Origin of the sequence: Rhodopseudomonas rhenobacensis (genome assembly GCF_014203125.1) — a bacterium.
Classification (GTDB): domain Bacteria; phylum Pseudomonadota; class Alphaproteobacteria; order Rhizobiales; family Xanthobacteraceae; genus Rhodopseudomonas_A; species Rhodopseudomonas_A rhenobacensis.
This window is the reverse complement of sequence record NZ_JACHIH010000001.1, coordinates 261,248-276,557: the sequence shown is the minus strand read 5'-3', so window position 1 is coordinate 276,557 and position 15,310 is coordinate 261,248. Positions and strand designations below refer to the sequence as shown.

Below are 15,310 nucleotides of genomic sequence, written 5' to 3'. Positions count from 1 at the left end.
ATGGCGTCTTACGATCTCGTTGTTATCGGCACCGGTCCCGGCGGATATGTCTGCGCGATTCGCGCCGCCCAACTCGGCCTCAAGGTCGCGGTGGTGGAGAAGCGCGACACTTTCGGCGGCACCTGCCTCAACATCGGCTGCATGCCGTCGAAGGCGCTGCTGTACGCCTCGGAGATGTTCGAGGAGGCCGGGCATTCCTTCGCCAAGATGGGCGTCGTGGTGCCGAAGCCGTCGCTCGATCTGCCGGCGATGATGACCTTCAAGCAGCAGGGCATCGACGGCAACGTCAAGGGCGTCGAGTTCCTGCTCAAGAAGAATAAGATCGACGCGCTGCGCGGCTCCGGCCGCGTGCTCGGCACCGGCAAGGTCGAGGTGACAAGTGCGGACGGCAAGACGCAGACCGTCGAGGCGAAATCGATCGTGATCGCCTCGGGCTCGACCTACACGCCGCTGAAGGGCGTGGCGGTTGACGAGAAACGCATCGTGTCGTCGACCGGCGCGCTGTCGCTGGGCAAAGTGCCGGGCAAGCTGCTGGTGATCGGCGCCGGGGTGATCGGGCTCGAGCTCGGCTCGGTGTGGCGGCGGCTCGGCGCCGAAGTCACCGTGGTGGAATTCCTCGATCGCATCCTGCCCGGCATGGACGGCGAGGTGGTGAAGCAATTCCAGCGCATCCTCGAAAAGCAGGGCTTCAACTTCAAGCTCGGCAGCAAGGTGACGGCGGTGGATTCGTCGGGGGCAATGCTGAAGGCGACCATCGAGCCGGCCGCCGGCGGCAAGCCGGAAACGCTGGAAGCCGACGTGGTGCTGGTGGCGATCGGACGGATTCCCTACACCAAGGGGCTCGGCCTCGAGGACGCGGGAATCAAGCTCGACGAGCGCGGCCGGATCGCGATCGACGCGCATTTCCTCACCAGCGTGAAGGGCGTCTATGCGATCGGCGACGTCGTCGCGGGTCCGATGCTGGCGCACAAGGCCGAGGACGAGGGCGTCGCGGTTGCCGAAATCATCGCCGGCAAGGCCGGCCATGTGAACTACGACGTGATCCCGGGCGTGGTCTACACCACGCCGGAAGTGTCCTCGGTCGGCAAGACCGAGGAAGAGCTGAAGCAGGCCGGCGTGGCCTACACGGCGGGCAAGTTTCCGTTCACCGCCAACGGCCGCTCCAAGGTCAACCAGACCACCGACGGCTTCGTGAAGATTCTCGCCGACGCCAAGACCGACCGCGTGCTCGGCGTGCATATCGTCGGCCGCGAGGCCGGCGAGATCATCCACGAGGCCGCGGTGCTGATGGAGTTCGGCGGCTCGGCGGAAGATCTGGCGCGCACCTGCCACGCCCATCCGACGCGCTCGGAGGCGGTCAAGGAAGCCGCGCTTGCGGTCGGCAAACGCGCCATCCATATGTGAACGATATGCGCGCCACCGGCCGTCTCGATGTATTCTACCGACTCATCTGCTGATTTGAGCGGAGAGGACATGACAGCGACCATTCAACTTCGTGAGGGCAACATGTTTGCCCAACCGAGCGATCTGATTATAATTCCATGCTCAACGGGAGGGAGTATCACCAGCCATGTGGCCCAAGAGCTGGAAAATTTCGATATTAGCCCCCCGCCGGAGGCCATGCAGCTTGGAGAGGTGAAATTCGAGATATTTAGGGGCGCCGCTAACATAGCTACCTATGTTGGGTACGCTGCCTCAGTACTCGGTATGAGAAGTAATAAAGCGGCCATCTCGTCAATCTCCGAGAAAACCGCGCTCTTCGCTCAAAACAAGCCAGAAATTCGCAATATAACCCTTCCGCTGTTAGGTAGCGGAGCAGGAGGTTTGAGTCAGACGGAGTCTGCAGAAGCGCTTATCCAAGGAATTGAACGGGTCGATGCTGCTGATAAAGTGTACAATATATTCGTGTACAGAAAAGATGATTTCGAGGCCCTAAGCCGACATCTATCAAGAGAGACGAGTTCCCTACCGAGAACAGGTCGTCATCGATCAGGCGATCACGTTAGCCGGACGAAGCGGCGCGAGGCGGTTCGAGTATTCATAAGCTATACCAAGACCGACGTTGAACACGAGGCACGCGTCCGGGATCTAGCAACTTTTCTTCGCGCGAACGGCGTGGATGCGCGATTAGATATTTGGCTTCTCAGGCCAGGCATGGATCTCCCTCAATGGATGTCGAATGAGTTGGATCTTGCCGATCGAGTTCTCATCATATGCAACGAAGATTACGCAAAACGCGCCGACGGTAGAGTCGGCGGCGTTGGTTGGGAAATTCGGATAGTGCAAGGCGATCTGCTGCAATCTCAGCAATCCAATCCAAAGAAATATATACCTATTGTGTTTGACACAGTTCGGCCTGCCGATCTGCCGCGCTTTCTTCAGGGTGTATATGCCGTGACGTGGAAGACGGATGGAGCGAATAATGAAAGTCAGGGGCGGCTGTTAAGAGAATTGTACAGTGCTTATGAAGAGGCGCCGCCGTTGGGAGAGCCGCCTCGGTTTGTGCTTCGGTAACTCGGCAATCCCGCGCGCACCTGCCACGCCCATCCGACGCGCTCGGAGGCGGTCAAGGAAGCCGCGCTTGCGGTCGGCAAACGCGCCATCCATATGTGAACGAGTTCCGGCGCGGTCCGGATTGGACCAGCCATGATGCGCCGGATTTCTCAGTCGCTGTGGTTTCTGCTCGCGGTCGCGTTCCTGATCGAGGCGTGGTGCTGGGATCACCTCGAGCCGATCGTGGCGCGGATCGTCGCGCTGATTCCACTGCGCCAGTTCAAGGCGTGGTTGGCGCAGCGCATCAGCACGCTGTCGCCGGCGATGACGCTGCCGGTGTTCCTGGTGCCGGTGGCGCCGCTCTATCCGCTGAAGCTGTTGGCGCTGGCGCTGATCGCGCAGGGCCAGATCGTCGCCGGCGTTGCGATGTTCGCATTCCTGCAGGTGGTCGGGCTCGGCGTGGTCGCCTTCATCTTCGACGTCACCAAACCGAAGCTGTTGCAGATGCGCTGGTTCGCCGCGGCGTATCGCTGGCTGATCGAGCTGCGCGACAAGGCCCGCGCGCTGGTCGCCCCGACCATCGCGGCGATCAAGGCGAAGATTGCCGCCGCACTCGGCGGCGAGGGCCGCGGCTTCGGCGCGCGAACGCTGCGGATGATCGGGCGGTTGCGGCGTCGGGTGCGCGCGACGCGATAGAAGACTGTCATTCCGGGGCTGGAGAGACTCTTCGAGTTGGATTGGCGCGTTTCAAGACTCACCACCTGTCATTCCGGGGCGCGAGCAGCGTGAGCTGCGAGCGAGCCCGGAATCTCGCGGCGGGGTGATGAGTCAGTGCGCGCTGCGAGATTCCGGGCTCGCTCGAGCTTCGCTCTCGCGCTCCGGAATGACGCCATCTCTGTTGTCAGCGACCGCGCTACATCAAATGCACGGCGTGCGGGGCGAACAGGCCGATCGCCGTGAAGGCGAGGCCGGTCAGCGCCAGCGCGCCGGACAGCCAGGCCAGGATGATCATCCCGGTGATGATGGTCGCCGACGCCAGCACGATGCCGATCTGGAACGCAGCCGAAGCGACTTCGTAGTGGTGATAGCGCGCCATCGCCAGGTCGCGGTCGTGCTCGGCGTGTTTGGCGCGTTCGGCGAGCTGTTCGCTTCCCTCGCCGGTCTCCGGCTCGGAGCGGTAGCGCTGCGCGGTCTTCTGCCATTCGTCGATCTGCTTCTGCAGCGCCGCCTTGGCGGTCTCGTCGGCGATCGGGCCGAGCCCGAGCTTGGCGTTTTCAGAGACCGCCTGCACCACGGTGCGGCGGATGCTCTTGGCCTGGAAGAACGCCCACAGGTTGGAGGCCTCGACGTTTTTCGAAATCGATTCGGTCTGCGCGCCCTTGCCGAGCGTTTCCGACAGCGCCAGAAACAGCGCGATCACCGAGATCAGCAAGGCGATTTTCTTGTTCGAGCCCGACGCATGCTCGGCATGCTCGGCGTGCTCCATGCTCTCGTGCGCGCCCATTGATTCGTCTCCATGCTAACGGGCGTCGACGATTGACCGATCAGCCCAAAGCGCGCAAGGGCGCAGATCGCTGTGACGAGGATGTGTCGGCGAGTAATCTTTTGGATAGTCCATTCGTCATTCCGGGGCGCGAGGCCGTAGGCCGAGCGAACCCGGAATCTCGCAGCGGGCGAAGCAGCGCATGCAAGTGGCAAGATTCCGGGTTCGCTCACAGCTGACGCTGTTCGCGCCCCGGAATGACGGCTTATTGGTTGCCGCGAATTGGCCGCGCGGGCCTACGCCCTCGGATGCGCGGTCTTGTAGACCTCGAACAGGCGCTCGGAATCGATCCCGGTATAGATCTGCGTGGTGGAGAGCGAGGCGTGGCCGAGCAATTCCTGGATCGCGCGCAATTCGCCGCCGCGGCTCAAGAGATGCGTCGCAAAGGAATGCCGCAGCGCGTGCGGCGTGGCGCTGTCGGGCAAGCCCAGCGCGCCGCGCAGCCGCTCCATGGTGAGTTGGATGATTCGCGGGCTGAGCGGGCCGCCGCGGGCGCCGACGAAGATCGGGCCTTGTGGCGGCAAGGGATGCGGGCAGACCGCGACGTAATCCTGAATGAGACTAAGAACGTTTTGCAGCACCGGCACCATCCGGGTCTTGTTGCCTTTGCCGGTGACGATCAAGGTGTCGCCCTTGCCCGGCAACGGCACATCGCGGCGCTTGAGCCCGAGCGCTTCGGAGATACGCAGGCCCGAGCCATAAAGAAGTGCCATCACCGCGGCGTCGCGCGCCCAGATCCACGGCTCGCGGTTTTCCCCGGCGCGTTCGCTGGCATCCGCAAGCCGCTTGGCGCCGGCGATCTGGATCGGCTTCGGCAGGCTCTTGCCGACCTTCGGCGCGCGGATCGCGGATAGCGCGCCGACCTTGCCCTTGCCCTCGCGCTCCAGAAACCGGCCGAACGAGCGCAGCCCCGCCAACGCCCGCATCAAAGAGCGGCCGCCGATCTCGTCGGCGCGACGGCACGCCATGAAGGCGCGGATGTCGCCGGCTTCGAGCGCTGCGAAGCGCTTGATCGACACTTGCGCATCCCAATGCTCGTTGAGGAACGCCAGGCACTGCCGCAGGTCGCGGGTGTAGGCCTCCAGCGTCTTCGGCGACAACCGCCGCTCGCTGCGCAGGTAGGCGAGCCAGCGCGTCGCCTCCGCCACCAGATCGGCAGCGGCGCCGGGCAATTCCAGCGGCGCGGGGGCGGAGATGGGAGTTTTGGCCATGAGGGTGCTCGACAAGGCGCGATGCGCCGTTGCGTGAGATTATCACATCCGCAGGGTTACCCGGAGGTGAAGCACGGGCCCCGGTTGCCGCTGGTGACACCGCCGGCAAGTCCTTAAGTTGGAGCGACATTGCTCCCGCTAGAGTCTCCGATGGACCATTCCACGCGCTCCTCCAGTTCCTCGGCGACCCGCGTGGTCGACGTGCTGCTGCCGGTTGCGCTCGATCAGGCTTATTCCTACCGGGTGCCGCGCGGGGTGGAGCTCGCGCCCGGCGACGTGGTCTGCGTGCCGCTCGGTGCCCGCGAGGTGATCGGCGTGGTCTGGGCCGACAACCCCAACCCCGATCCCCGGCTGCATAACCGGCTGAAGGACGTCGACTCCAAGCTCGAGGTGCCGCGGTTTCGCGAGGAATTGCGCCGGCTGGTCGACTGGGTCGCCAATTACACGCTGTCGCCGCGCGGCCAGGTGCTGCGGATGACGCTGCGGATGGGCGAGCATCTCGGCCCGGAACGAGTCCGTCTCGGCGTGCGGCTGGTCGGGCCAAAGCCGCAACGGATGACGCCGGCGCGGGCGCGGCTGATCGAGATTCTCTCCGACGGGCTGCTGCACGGCAAATCCGACGCCATCAAAGAGGCCGGCTGCTCGGCCGGCGTGGTCGACGGGCTGGTCGACGAGGGCACCTTGGCGGTCGAGCCGATGGCCCGCGCGCTGGCTGCGCCGGAGCCTGATCCCGATTTCGCGCAGCCGGATTTTTCGCCGGAGCAAACCACGGCGGCCGACAGCCTGCGGGCGCTCGCCGCCGGCGGCGCGTTCAAGGTCGCGCTGCTCGACGGCGTCACCGGCTCCGGCAAGACCGAGGTGTATTTCGAGGCGGTCGCCGAGATCGTCCGCCGCGGCGAACAGACCCTCATCCTGATGCCGGAAATCGCGCTGACCGGGCAGTTTCTCGACCGTTTCGCGCAACGCTTCGGGGTGCGGCCTTTGGAATGGCATTCCGAACTGACGCCGCGCACGCGTGCCCGCAACTGGGCGGCGATCGCCGCGGGCGAAGCGCAAGTCGTGGTCGGCGCCCGCTCGGCGCTGTTTCTGCCTTACGCCAAGCTCGGGCTGATCATCGTCGATGAGGAGCACGACCAGGCCTATAAGCAGGACGAGGGCGCGCATTACCACGCCCGCGACATGGCGGTGGTGCGGGCGAGTATCGCGAAAATCCCGATCATTCTCGCCTCGGCGACGCCGTCGGTGGAGAGCGAGGTCAACGCCCGCAAAGGCCGCTACCAGCGCGTCGCGCTGCCGTCGCGGTTCGGCGGCCAGCACATGCCGCAGATCGAGGCCATCGATCTGCGCCGCGAAGGGCCAATGCGCGGCCGTTACATAGCGCCGCGGCTGGCCGAGCAGATCGGCATCGCGATCGAGCGCCGCGAACAGGCGCTGCTGTTTCTCAACCGCCGCGGCTATGCGCCGCTGACGCTGTGCCGGGCCTGCGGCCATCGCTTCGCCTGCACGATCTGCGACGCTTGGCTGGTCGACCACCGCTTCCGGCAGCGGCTGGTGTGCCACCATTGCGGCTTCTCGATGCCGCGGCCAAGACTCTGCCCGCATTGCAACGCCGAGGAATCGCTGGTCGCGGTCGGCCCCGGCGTGGAGCGGCTGCAGGAAGAGGCGCAGGCGCTGTTTCCCGACGCCCGGACGATGGTGCTGTCGAGCGACCTCGTCACCTCGATCGAATCGATGCGCTCGGAATTGACCGAGATCGCCGAGGGGCGCGTCGACATTATTATCGGCACCCAGCTGGTGGCGAAGGGGCACAATTTTCCGCGGCTCAATCTGGTCGGCGTGGTCGACGCCGATCTCGGGCTCGGCAACGGCGATCCGCGCGCCGCCGAGCGCACCTATCAATTGCTCAACCAGGTCATCGGCCGCGCCGGCCGCGACCAGGGCTATGGCATAGGCTATCTGCAGACCCATCAGCCGGAGCACCCGGTGATGAAGGCGCTGGTCGCCTGCGACCGCGAGGCGTTTTATGAAAGCGAAATCGACGCCCGTGAGCGCACCGGCTATCCGCCGTTCGGCCGGCTCGCCAGCCTGATCGTCTCGGCCGGAGACCGCCCGACCGCCGAAGGCTTTGCGCGCAAATTGGTGGCGATGTCGCCGCCCGACGAGCGGATCAAGGTGCTGGGACCGGCGGAGGCGCCGCTGGCGGTGATCAAGGGGCGCTATCGATTCCGCATCCTGGTGAAGTCGGCGCGGGGCGTCGATCTGTCGACGTATTTGCGGCAGTGGCTGGCGTCGGGGCCGAAGACCACCGGCAATCTCAACCTCGAGGTCGACGTCGATCCGCAGAGTTTTTTGTAGCTCTTTGTAGGGTGGGCAAAGCGAAGCGTGCCCACCGCAATTCGTCGAACGGGATGGTGGTGGGCACGGCGCAAGAGCGCCTTTGCCCACCCTACCGGCTCGGTGTCCCGGACGCCGAGCAGCGCGCTTGCGCTGTGCGGCGAGCCGGGACCGTTTCAAGCACCGCGTTCCGTAACGGCCCCGGATCTGCAGCGCAGCACGCCGCAAGTGCGGCGCGCTGCACTGCGTCCGGGGCACGTGCGTCGGGGCAAGAAAACCCCGTCATTCCGGGGCGCGAGAGCGACTGCTCGAGCGAACCCGGAATCTTGCCGCGCGGTAGGACTCTTGCCTGCAGCAAGATTCCGGGTTCGCTCGCCGCTGAGGCGGCTCGCGCCTCGGAATGACACCGTTGCAAAGAAAAAGCCTGCCGTCATTGGCGACGGCAGGCTTGTTTTCGGCGACGAAACGTCCTCGCCGTACGCAACGTAACGCAACGCTTACGCAAACTATTGAGAGGCGCGACCGCCTCTGGTCGAGCGGGGCCGCGCCTTGGGAAGTTACATGACTTCCGCGACCACCCGGCCGACGCCGCGGCTTGTCAGTCCGATCGCGCGGGCCGCGCCCGTCGACAGATCGAGCACCCGGCCGCGGATGAACGGGCCGCGGTCGTTGATGGTGACGACGACGCTGCGCTCGCCATGGGTGACGCGCAGCTTGGTGCCGAACGGCAGCGAGCGGTGCGCCGCGGTCATTGCGCTGGCATTCATGCGCTGGCCGGAGGCGGTGCGGCTGCCGGATTCGTTGCCGTAGTACGACGCCATGCCGGCGAAGCTGCGGCCGCCGGAGCCCTCGACAAACGACGCATTGGCGGCGCGCCAGGAATTCTGGCCGGCATGATGGCTGTGGCTGTGGTGGTGTCGATGGTGCCTGGACTTAGCCGAGGCTTCGGTGATCGCCCCTCCCAGAAAGACAGAGGCGACGATCATGGCCATGGCCGTCTTGGGCCGGGTCGTGATCCGCAGCGCCGGTGTTTTCAATGCAACCATATTAATTCCTCAGTAGTTGAGTATTGCCACATTTATGGCAAGTGGAACCCCCGTCCCGGTTTCGTTGGCGAACGGGTGGCGTTGTAATGAGGCCGAAGATTGGCGGTCAATCCCCCCTTCGGGGCGACGCAACGCGCGGTTGATCTGGATCAAATAATACGAAATCTATTTGTTCACAGATAATTTACTTACGAATTACTTTAGGATGCACGCCAATACTGATGTTTGAAGTTTTCATGACGCCGTCAGCGGGCACGGCAAGTAATCGGGTGATTCGCCAAAACCGACCCTGTGAGGCCGTCAAGCCGGGTAAACCGCAAGGGAGACATGCGCCAGGCGCAGGAACCAACTGGGTCGGGGTTTGCTGGGCGCGTCGCCTTGCGCCCGCCCGTGCCGGTGCGCGGACCGCGCCGCGGTCAAATCGCGTGCGACGAGAAGGCCGCGGCCAAGACGTCGCAAGCCGGCGGCGTCGTGTTGCACCTGCGCGCGCGCTATGTTAGCAAAGCCGCGATTTTTACGCAGCCGGTTCACTCGTATCGGCTTGAAATCGAAGTCCCGCTTGAATTTCAAGGGCTTGAATCGCTCGGCGCCGCATGTGGCGACGGTTTTTCCCTTGCGAATTTGACAGCAAAAAAGAGCGTGCCGTGGCAGCCGAAAATCCATCCGTTTCAGGAGTCTCAGGGCGTTACGCGACGGCTCTGTTTGAGCTCGCGCGTGACGAAAAAGCCGTCGATGCGGTGAAGGCCGATCTCGACCGCTTCAAGGTCATGCTGGCGGGCAGCGCCGATCTGACCCGGCTGGTGCGCAGCCCGGTGTTCTCGTCTGAGACGCAGTCGAGGGCGCTGGCCGCGGTGCTCGACAAGGCCGGCTTCACCGGCATTACCGCCAATTTCCTGAAAGTGCTCACCGCCAACCGCCGGCTGTTCGCCGTCACCGACGTGATTCGCGGATTCGGCGCGCTGGTGGCCAAGTTCAAGGGCGAGGCCACGGCGGACGTCACCGTCGCCGAGCCGCTCAGCGAAAGAAATCTCGACGCCCTCAAGACCGCGCTGAAATCAGTGACGGGCAAGGATGTCGCGCTCAACGTGAATGTCGATCCGGCGATTATCGGCGGGCTTGTGGTCAAGCTCGGCAGCCGCATGGTGGACAGTTCGCTCCGCACCAAACTCAACTCGATCAAGCACGCGATGAAAGAGGCAGGCTGATGGACATCCGCGCCGCGGAAATTTCCGCGATCCTCAAGGACCAGATCAAGAACTTCGGCCAGGAAGCTGAAGTCACCGAAGTCGGACAGGTGTTGTCCGTCGGCGACGGCATCGCCCGCGTCTTCGGTCTCGACAACGTCCAGGCCGGTGAAATGGTCGAGTTCGAGAACGGCACCCGCGGCATGGCGCTGAACCTCGAGACCGACAACGTCGGCATCGTGATCTTCGGCGCCGACCGCGAGATCAAGGAAGGCCAGACCGTCAAGCGCACCCGCGCCATCGTCGACACCCCGGTCGGCAAGGGCCTGCTCGGCCGCGTCGTCGACGCGCTCGGCAATCCGATCGACGGCAAGGGTCCGATCGTCGCCGCCGAACGCAAGCGGGTCGACGTTAAGGCGCCCGGCATCATTCCGCGCAAGTCGGTCAACGAGCCGATGGCCACCGGCCTCAAGGCGATCGACGCGCTGATCCCGGTCGGCCGCGGCCAGCGCGAATTGATCATCGGCGACCGTCAGACCGGCAAGACCGCGATCGCTCTCGACACCATTCTGAACCAGAAGCCGCTCAACGTCGAAGGCGCTCCGGAAGGCCAGAAGCTGTATTGCGTCTATGTCGCGATCGGCCAGAAGCGCTCCACCGTGGCGCAGTTCGTCAAGGTCTTGGAAGAGCAGGGCGCGCTGGAATATTCCATCGTCGTCGCCGCCACCGCCTCCGACCCGGCGCCGATGCAGTACATCGCGCCGTTCACCGGCTGCACCATGGGCGAGTACTTCCGCGACAACGGCATGCACGCCGTCATCATCTATGACGACTTGTCCAAGCAGGCCGTCGCCTACCGCCAGATGTCGCTGTTGCTGCGCCGCCCGCCGGGCCGCGAGGCCTATCCGGGCGACGTGTTCTATCTGCATTCCCGCTTGCTGGAACGCGCGGCCAAGCTCAACGAAGATCACGGCTCGGGCTCTTTGACCGCGCTGCCGATCATCGAGACCCAGGCCAACGACGTCTCGGCCTACATCCCCACCAACGTGATCTCGATTACCGACGGCCAGATCTTCCTGGAAACCGACCTGTTCTTCCAGGGCATCCGTCCGGCCGTGAACGTCGGTCTGTCGGTGTCGCGCGTCGGCTCCTCGGCGCAGACCAAGGCGATGAAGAAGGTCGCCGGCAAGATCAAGGGCGAGCTCGCGCAGTACCGCGAAATGGCGGCGTTCGCGCAGTTCGGCTCCGATCTCGACGCCTCGACCCAGCGTCTGTTGAACCGCGGTTCGCGCCTCACCGAACTCCTGAAGCAGCCGCAGTTCTCGCCGCTGAAGATGGAAGAGCAGGTCGTGGTGATCTACGCCGGCGTCAACGGCTATCTCGATCCGCTGCCGGTCTCCAAGGTTCGCGCCTTCGAGGACGGTCTCTTGTCGCTGCTGCGCGGCAAGAACGTCGAGATCCTCAACACCATCCGTGACAGCCGCGACCTCTCCAACGAGACCGCCGCCCAGCTGAAGTCGGTGGTCGAAAGCTACGCCAAGACCTTCGCCTAAATGCCGCGATGGCCGGGTTCGCCCGGCCATCCGCATTTTCGCGCGTGTAAGCAATGCGAGACGGATGCCCGGCGCAAGGTCGGGCATGACCAACGAGGGATTTGCGGTCGGGCCAAGGGTCGGATCGTCGGGGTGAACTGAGAATGGCGTCACTGAAAGACATGCGCGTCCGCATCGCCTCGACCAAGGCGACGCAGAAGATCACCAAGGCCATGCAGATGGTGGCGGCTTCCAAGCTGCGCCGCGCGCAATTGGCCGCCGAAGCCGCCAGGCCCTATGCCGAGCGGATGGATGCGGTGATTTCCAACATCGCAAGCGCCGCGGCCGGCTCGCCCGGCGCCCCGGTGCTGCTCGCCGGCACCGGCAAGGACCAGGTGCATCTGCTCTTGGTCTGCACCGGCGAACGCGGCCTGTCCGGCGCGTTCAACTCGTCGATCGTGCGCTTGGCGCGCGAGCGCGCGCTCAGCCTGATGAACCAGGGCAAGGAAGTGAAGTTCTTCTGCGTCGGCCGCAAAGGCTACGAGCAGCTGCGCCGCACCTTCGACCGCCAGATCGTCGAGAACATCGAGCTGCGCTCGGTGCGCCAGCTCGGCTTCGTCAACGCCGAAGACATCGCCAACAAGGTGGTGGCGCGCTTCAACAACGGCGAATTCGACGTCTGCACGCTGTTCTATTCTCGCTTCAAGTCGGTGATCTCGCAGATCCCGACCGCGCAGCAGATCATCCCGCTGGTGGTGGAGGCCCCGGCCGCCAACGCCGCGCCGGCGCCGTCTTACGAATACGAGCCGGAAGAGGACGAGATCCTCGCCAGCCTGCTGCCGCGCAACCTCGCGGTGCAGATCTTCCGCGCGCTGCTCGAGAACAATGCATCCTTCTACGGCGCGCAGATGAGCGCGATGGACAACGCCACGCGCAACGCCGGCGACATGATCCGCAAGCAGACACTGATCTACAACCGCACCCGCCAGGCCATGATCACCAAGGAACTGATCGAGATCATTTCCGGCGCCGAGGCGATCTGACCCCACACATTTCGGTCATGCTGACCGTCGTTTAAGTTTCGGACTTCAGGGAGATAGTTTTCATGGCCACACCCGCCAACCAGACCGGACGGATCACGCAGGTCATCGGCGCCGTCGTCGACGTGCAGTTCGAGGGACACCTGCCGGCGATTCTCAACGCGGTCGAGACCAAGAACGGCAACAACCGTCTGGTGCTCGAAGTCGCGCAGCATCTCGGCGAATCCACGGTGCGGACCATCGCGATGGACACCACCGAGGGTCTGGTGCGCGGCCAGGAAGTCACCGACACCGGCAACCCGATCATGGTGCCGGTCGGCGTCGGCACGCTCGGCCGCATCATGAACGTGATCGGCGAGCCGGTCGACGAGCAGGGCCCGGTGGCCAACGAAGGCCTCCGCCCGATCCACGCCGAAGCGCCGACCTACACCGACCAGTCCACCGAAGCTGAAATTCTCGTCACCGGCATCAAGGTCGTCGACCTCTTGGCGCCCTACGCCAAGGGCGGCAAGATCGGCCTGTTCGGCGGCGCCGGCGTCGGCAAGACCGTGCTGATTCAGGAACTGATCAACAACGTCGCCAAGGCCCACGGCGGCTACTCGGTGTTCGCCGGCGTCGGCGAGCGCACCCGCGAAGGCAACGACCTCTATCACGAGTTCATCGAATCCGGCGTCAACAAGAAGGGCGGCGGTGAAGGTTCGAAGTGCGCGCTGGTGTACGGCCAGATGAACGAGCCTCCGGGCGCCCGCGCCCGCGTCGCGCTGTCGGGTCTGACCGTCGCCGAGCATTTCCGCGACCAGGGCCAGGACGTGCTGTTCTTCGTCGACAACATCTTCCGTTTCACTCAGGCCGGTTCGGAAGTCTCGGCGCTGCTCGGCCGCATCCCCTCGGCGGTGGGCTATCAGCCGACGCTGGCCACCGACATGGGCGCGCTGCAGGAACGCATCACCACCACCCATAAGGGCTCGATCACCTCGGTGCAGGCGATCTACGTGCCGGCCGACGACTTGACCGACCCGGCGCCCGCCACCTCCTTCGCGCATTTGGATGCGACCACGGTGCTGAACCGCGCGATCTCGGAAAAGGGCATCTATCCGGCGGTCGACCCGCTCGACTCCACCTCGCGCATGCTGTCGCCGCTGATCGTCGGCGAGGAGCACTACCAGACCGCGCGTATGGTTCAGCAGGTGCTGCAGAAGTACAAGTCGCTGCAGGACATCATCGCCATCCTGGGCATGGACGAGCTTTCCGAAGAGGACAAGATCGCCGTGGCCCGCGCGCGAAAAATCGAGCGCTTCCTGTCGCAGCCGTTCTTCGTCGCCGAAATCTTCACCGGCTCGCCGGGCAAGTTCGTCGAGCTCGCCGACACCATCAAGGGCTTCCGCGCGATCTGCGAAGGCAAGTACGATCACCTGCCGGAGGCCGCCTTCTACATGGTCGGCACCATCGAAGAGGCGGTCGAAAAGGGCAAGAAGCTGGCCGCCGAAGCGGCGTAAGGATCGCGAGCGAATAGCGAATAGGGAGTAGCGAATAGGGAAGATCGGCGAGCCATTGTTCTATTCGCCATTCGCTATTCGCTATTCGCCACTCACCGTTTCCAATCGATAGGCTTCCCCGATGTCCACCTTCCAATTCGATCTTGTTTCGCCGGAAAAGCTGGCCTTCTCCGGCCAGGTCGACCAGGTCGATGTGCCCGGCGTCGAGGGCGATTTCGGCGTGCTCGCCGGCCATGCGCCGGTGGTCGCGGTGATCCGCCCCGGCCTGCTCACGATTACCGCGGGCGGCAATCAGCAGAAGATCGTGGTGCTCGGCGGCTTGGCCGAAGTCTCCGACAAGGGCCTCACCGTGCTCGCCGACGTCGCCACCTCGGTCGCCGAGCTCGACACCGCGCAATTCGCGCAGACCGTCTCCTCGATGGAAGCTGGTCTCGCCGGCAAGCAGGGCTCCGAGCTCGACCGCGCCATCGAGCGGCTCGACCACTACAAGAGCATCCAGCATCAGCTCAACGCCACCGCGATGCACTGACGAGAACGGCGCCTCGGCGCCGTTCACCCGATGGCCGCCGGTCTCGCGGTCGCGTTGCGCCTCCGGGCGTTTGATCGTCCCGCCGGCGCCTTCGTGAGTGGCACGATGCCGCCCCAGGCCGCTTCGCTCGGCAAGAGCACCAATCCGAGTGCGCGAGACGCTGGGCGCGATCAAACGCGCCGGCGCCGATCTGATCATCAGCTATTTTGCCCGCGACATCGCCAAGCAAGGCTGGTGAGGATCATGGCCGATCGGCGAACCGCGAAAAACTCCGCGCCACTTCCAGATAGACCGCGCGGCGGAACGGCACCACCAGGTCGGCGACGCGGTCGAGCCGCTCCCAGCGCCAGGCGTCGAATTCGGGCGGCTGGCCGTTGCGGGTGGCGAGCGGATCGATCTCGGCGTCGCTGCCGGTGAAGCGCAGCGCGAACCATTTCTGCCGCTGGCCGCGAAAATGCCCGAGCCGGTGATGCGGCCCGAGATAGGGCGGAAAATCGTAGCTCAGCCAATCGGTCTGGCCGAGGAATTCGGCGTGGTTGACGCCGGTCTCTTCCCAGAGCTCGCGCTTGACCGCGACTTGCGGCTCCTCGTCGGCGTCGATGCCGCCCTGCGGCATCTGCCAGTCGAGCCCCGGCAGCACGATCTCCGGGCCGTCGTCGCGGTAGCGATGACCGATCAGCACGCGGCCCTGCGCGTTGAACAGCGCGATGCCGACATTGCGGCGATACGCTGCCGTTTCGTTCAACACCGCCGAATCGGCATCGAGACTTGCGTTCATGGGATCCTGGTTCTCCAGCGGAGGCTGGCAATCGCGACACCGACACGCTGTCGCAAACGCCAGCGACGATCAAGTGCGCCCGGATAATGTGATCGCGACGGCGGCCCGTGGCATTGCGCTAACG

Annotated in this window: 15 protein-coding genes; 11 read left to right on the top strand and 4 right to left on the bottom strand. The window is 64.5% G+C overall.

The features are described 5' to 3' along the window. From lpdA to HNR60_RS01270, 3 genes are all read left to right on the top strand, one after another. Complete coding sequence (gene lpdA / locus HNR60_RS01280) at positions 1–1,404, top strand: dihydrolipoyl dehydrogenase (RefSeq protein WP_184253401.1); 1,404 nt, start codon at positions 1–3, stop codon at positions 1,402–1,404. 69 nt (positions 1,405–1,473) lie between these two features. Continuing rightward, entirely contained in the window at positions 1,474–2,514 is a 1,041-nt protein-coding gene (locus HNR60_RS01275; protein ID WP_184253398.1) for an SEFIR domain-containing protein, read from the top strand. Positions 2,515–2,646: 132 nt separating this feature from the next. Continuing rightward, positions 2,647–3,189: a hypothetical protein gene (locus HNR60_RS01270; RefSeq protein ID WP_184253396.1), complete on the top strand. Its 543-nt coding sequence runs from the start codon at positions 2,647–2,649 to the stop codon at positions 3,187–3,189. 217 nt (positions 3,190–3,406) lie between these two features. Here the strand turns inward: HNR60_RS01270 and HNR60_RS01265 are convergent, their stop codons facing one another. Both HNR60_RS01265 and HNR60_RS01260 read right to left on the bottom strand, forming a co-directional pair. Then, positions 3,407–3,997, bottom strand: a complete 591-nt coding sequence (locus HNR60_RS01265; protein ID WP_184253394.1) for a DUF4337 domain-containing protein — start codon at positions 3,995–3,997, stop codon at positions 3,407–3,409. Between the two features lie 275 nt (positions 3,998–4,272). After that, positions 4,273–5,247 carry a tyrosine recombinase XerC gene (locus HNR60_RS01260; protein WP_184253392.1) on the bottom strand — a complete coding sequence of 325 codons (975 nt, stop codon included), beginning with the start codon at positions 5,245–5,247 and terminating at the stop codon, positions 4,273–4,275. A 150-nt stretch (positions 5,248–5,397) separates the two neighbouring features. Between HNR60_RS01260 and HNR60_RS01255 the strand changes: the two genes are divergently transcribed. Next, a complete protein-coding gene (locus tag HNR60_RS01255; RefSeq protein WP_184253390.1) occupies positions 5,398–7,602 on the top strand; it encodes a primosomal protein N' in 2,205 nt (734 codons plus the stop codon). Positions 7,603–8,138: 536 nt separating this feature from the next. On the opposite strand, the gene HNR60_RS01250 is transcribed toward HNR60_RS01255, so the two are convergent. Continuing rightward, positions 8,139–8,627: a septal ring lytic transglycosylase RlpA family protein gene (locus tag HNR60_RS01250; RefSeq protein WP_184253388.1), complete on the bottom strand. Its 489-nt coding sequence runs from the start codon at positions 8,625–8,627 to the stop codon at positions 8,139–8,141. A 327-nt stretch (positions 8,628–8,954) separates the two neighbouring features. On the opposite strand from HNR60_RS01250, the gene HNR60_RS24010 reads away from it, so the two are divergent. From HNR60_RS24010 to HNR60_RS01215, 7 genes are all read left to right on the top strand, one after another. Continuing rightward, a complete protein-coding gene (locus HNR60_RS24010; RefSeq protein ID WP_184253386.1) occupies positions 8,955–9,368 on the top strand; it encodes a hypothetical protein in 414 nt (137 codons plus the stop codon). Next, the gene (locus tag HNR60_RS01240; RefSeq protein ID WP_184253384.1) at positions 9,272–9,832 is read left to right on the top strand and encodes a F0F1 ATP synthase subunit delta; all 561 of its coding nucleotides are present in this window, start codon (positions 9,272–9,274) and stop codon (positions 9,830–9,832) included. The genes HNR60_RS24010 and HNR60_RS01240 overlap by 97 nt, the downstream gene beginning before the upstream one ends. Next, a complete protein-coding gene (atpA, locus tag HNR60_RS01235; protein WP_184253382.1) occupies positions 9,832–11,364 on the top strand; it encodes a F0F1 ATP synthase subunit alpha in 1,533 nt (510 codons plus the stop codon). The genes HNR60_RS01240 and atpA overlap by 1 nt, the downstream gene beginning before the upstream one ends. 143 nt (positions 11,365–11,507) lie before the next feature. Then, on the top strand, positions 11,508–12,386 hold the full coding sequence (locus HNR60_RS01230) for a F0F1 ATP synthase subunit gamma (RefSeq protein ID WP_184253380.1): 879 nt from the start codon (positions 11,508–11,510) through the stop codon (positions 12,384–12,386). Between the two features lie 62 nt (positions 12,387–12,448). Further along, positions 12,449–13,879, top strand: coding sequence for a F0F1 ATP synthase subunit beta (gene atpD, locus HNR60_RS01225; RefSeq protein WP_184253378.1), 1,431 nt, complete (start codon positions 12,449–12,451; stop codon positions 13,877–13,879). Between the two features lie 121 nt (positions 13,880–14,000). Beyond that, positions 14,001–14,408 carry a F0F1 ATP synthase subunit epsilon gene (locus HNR60_RS01220; protein ID WP_184253376.1) on the top strand — a complete coding sequence of 136 codons (408 nt, stop codon included), beginning with the start codon at positions 14,001–14,003 and terminating at the stop codon, positions 14,406–14,408. A gap of 148 nt (positions 14,409–14,556) precedes the next feature. Next, complete coding sequence (locus HNR60_RS01215) at positions 14,557–14,646, top strand: hypothetical protein (protein WP_347339287.1); 90 nt, start codon at positions 14,557–14,559, stop codon at positions 14,644–14,646. 3 nt (positions 14,647–14,649) lie between these two features. On the opposite strand, the gene HNR60_RS01210 is transcribed toward HNR60_RS01215, so the two are convergent. Beyond that, on the bottom strand, positions 14,650–15,186 hold the full coding sequence (locus tag HNR60_RS01210; RefSeq protein ID WP_184253373.1) for an RNA pyrophosphohydrolase: 537 nt from the start codon (positions 15,184–15,186) through the stop codon (positions 14,650–14,652). Positions 15,187–15,310: the final 124 nt, after the last annotated feature.

What these genes read in the sequence shown, in the direction of transcription:
- lpdA (WP_184253401.1), top strand. Translation starts at nt 1, where the DNA reads ATGGCGTCTTACGATCTCGTTGTTATCGGCACCGGTCCCGGCGGATAT.
- HNR60_RS01275 (WP_184253398.1), top strand. Translation starts at nt 1,474, where the DNA reads ATGACAGCGACCATTCAACTTCGTGAGGGCAACATGTTTGCCCAACCG.
- HNR60_RS01270 (WP_184253396.1), top strand. Translation starts at nt 2,647, where the DNA reads ATGATGCGCCGGATTTCTCAGTCGCTGTGGTTTCTGCTCGCGGTCGCG.
- HNR60_RS01265 (WP_184253394.1), bottom strand. Translation starts at nt 3,997, where the DNA reads ATGGGCGCGCACGAGAGCATGGAGCACGCCGAGCATGCCGAGCATGCG.
- HNR60_RS01260 (WP_184253392.1), bottom strand. Translation starts at nt 5,247, where the DNA reads ATGGCCAAAACTCCCATCTCCGCCCCCGCGCCGCTGGAATTGCCCGGC.
- HNR60_RS01255 (WP_184253390.1), top strand. Translation starts at nt 5,398, where the DNA reads ATGGACCATTCCACGCGCTCCTCCAGTTCCTCGGCGACCCGCGTGGTC.
- HNR60_RS01250 (WP_184253388.1), bottom strand. Translation starts at nt 8,627, where the DNA reads ATGGTTGCATTGAAAACACCGGCGCTGCGGATCACGACCCGGCCCAAG.
- HNR60_RS24010 (WP_184253386.1), top strand. Translation starts at nt 8,955, where the DNA reads ATGCGCCAGGCGCAGGAACCAACTGGGTCGGGGTTTGCTGGGCGCGTC.
- atpA (WP_184253382.1), top strand. Translation starts at nt 9,832, where the DNA reads ATGGACATCCGCGCCGCGGAAATTTCCGCGATCCTCAAGGACCAGATC.
- HNR60_RS01230 (WP_184253380.1), top strand. Translation starts at nt 11,508, where the DNA reads ATGGCGTCACTGAAAGACATGCGCGTCCGCATCGCCTCGACCAAGGCG.
- atpD (WP_184253378.1), top strand. Translation starts at nt 12,449, where the DNA reads ATGGCCACACCCGCCAACCAGACCGGACGGATCACGCAGGTCATCGGC.
- HNR60_RS01220 (WP_184253376.1), top strand. Translation starts at nt 14,001, where the DNA reads ATGTCCACCTTCCAATTCGATCTTGTTTCGCCGGAAAAGCTGGCCTTC.
- HNR60_RS01210 (WP_184253373.1), bottom strand. Translation starts at nt 15,186, where the DNA reads ATGAACGCAAGTCTCGATGCCGATTCGGCGGTGTTGAACGAAACGGCA.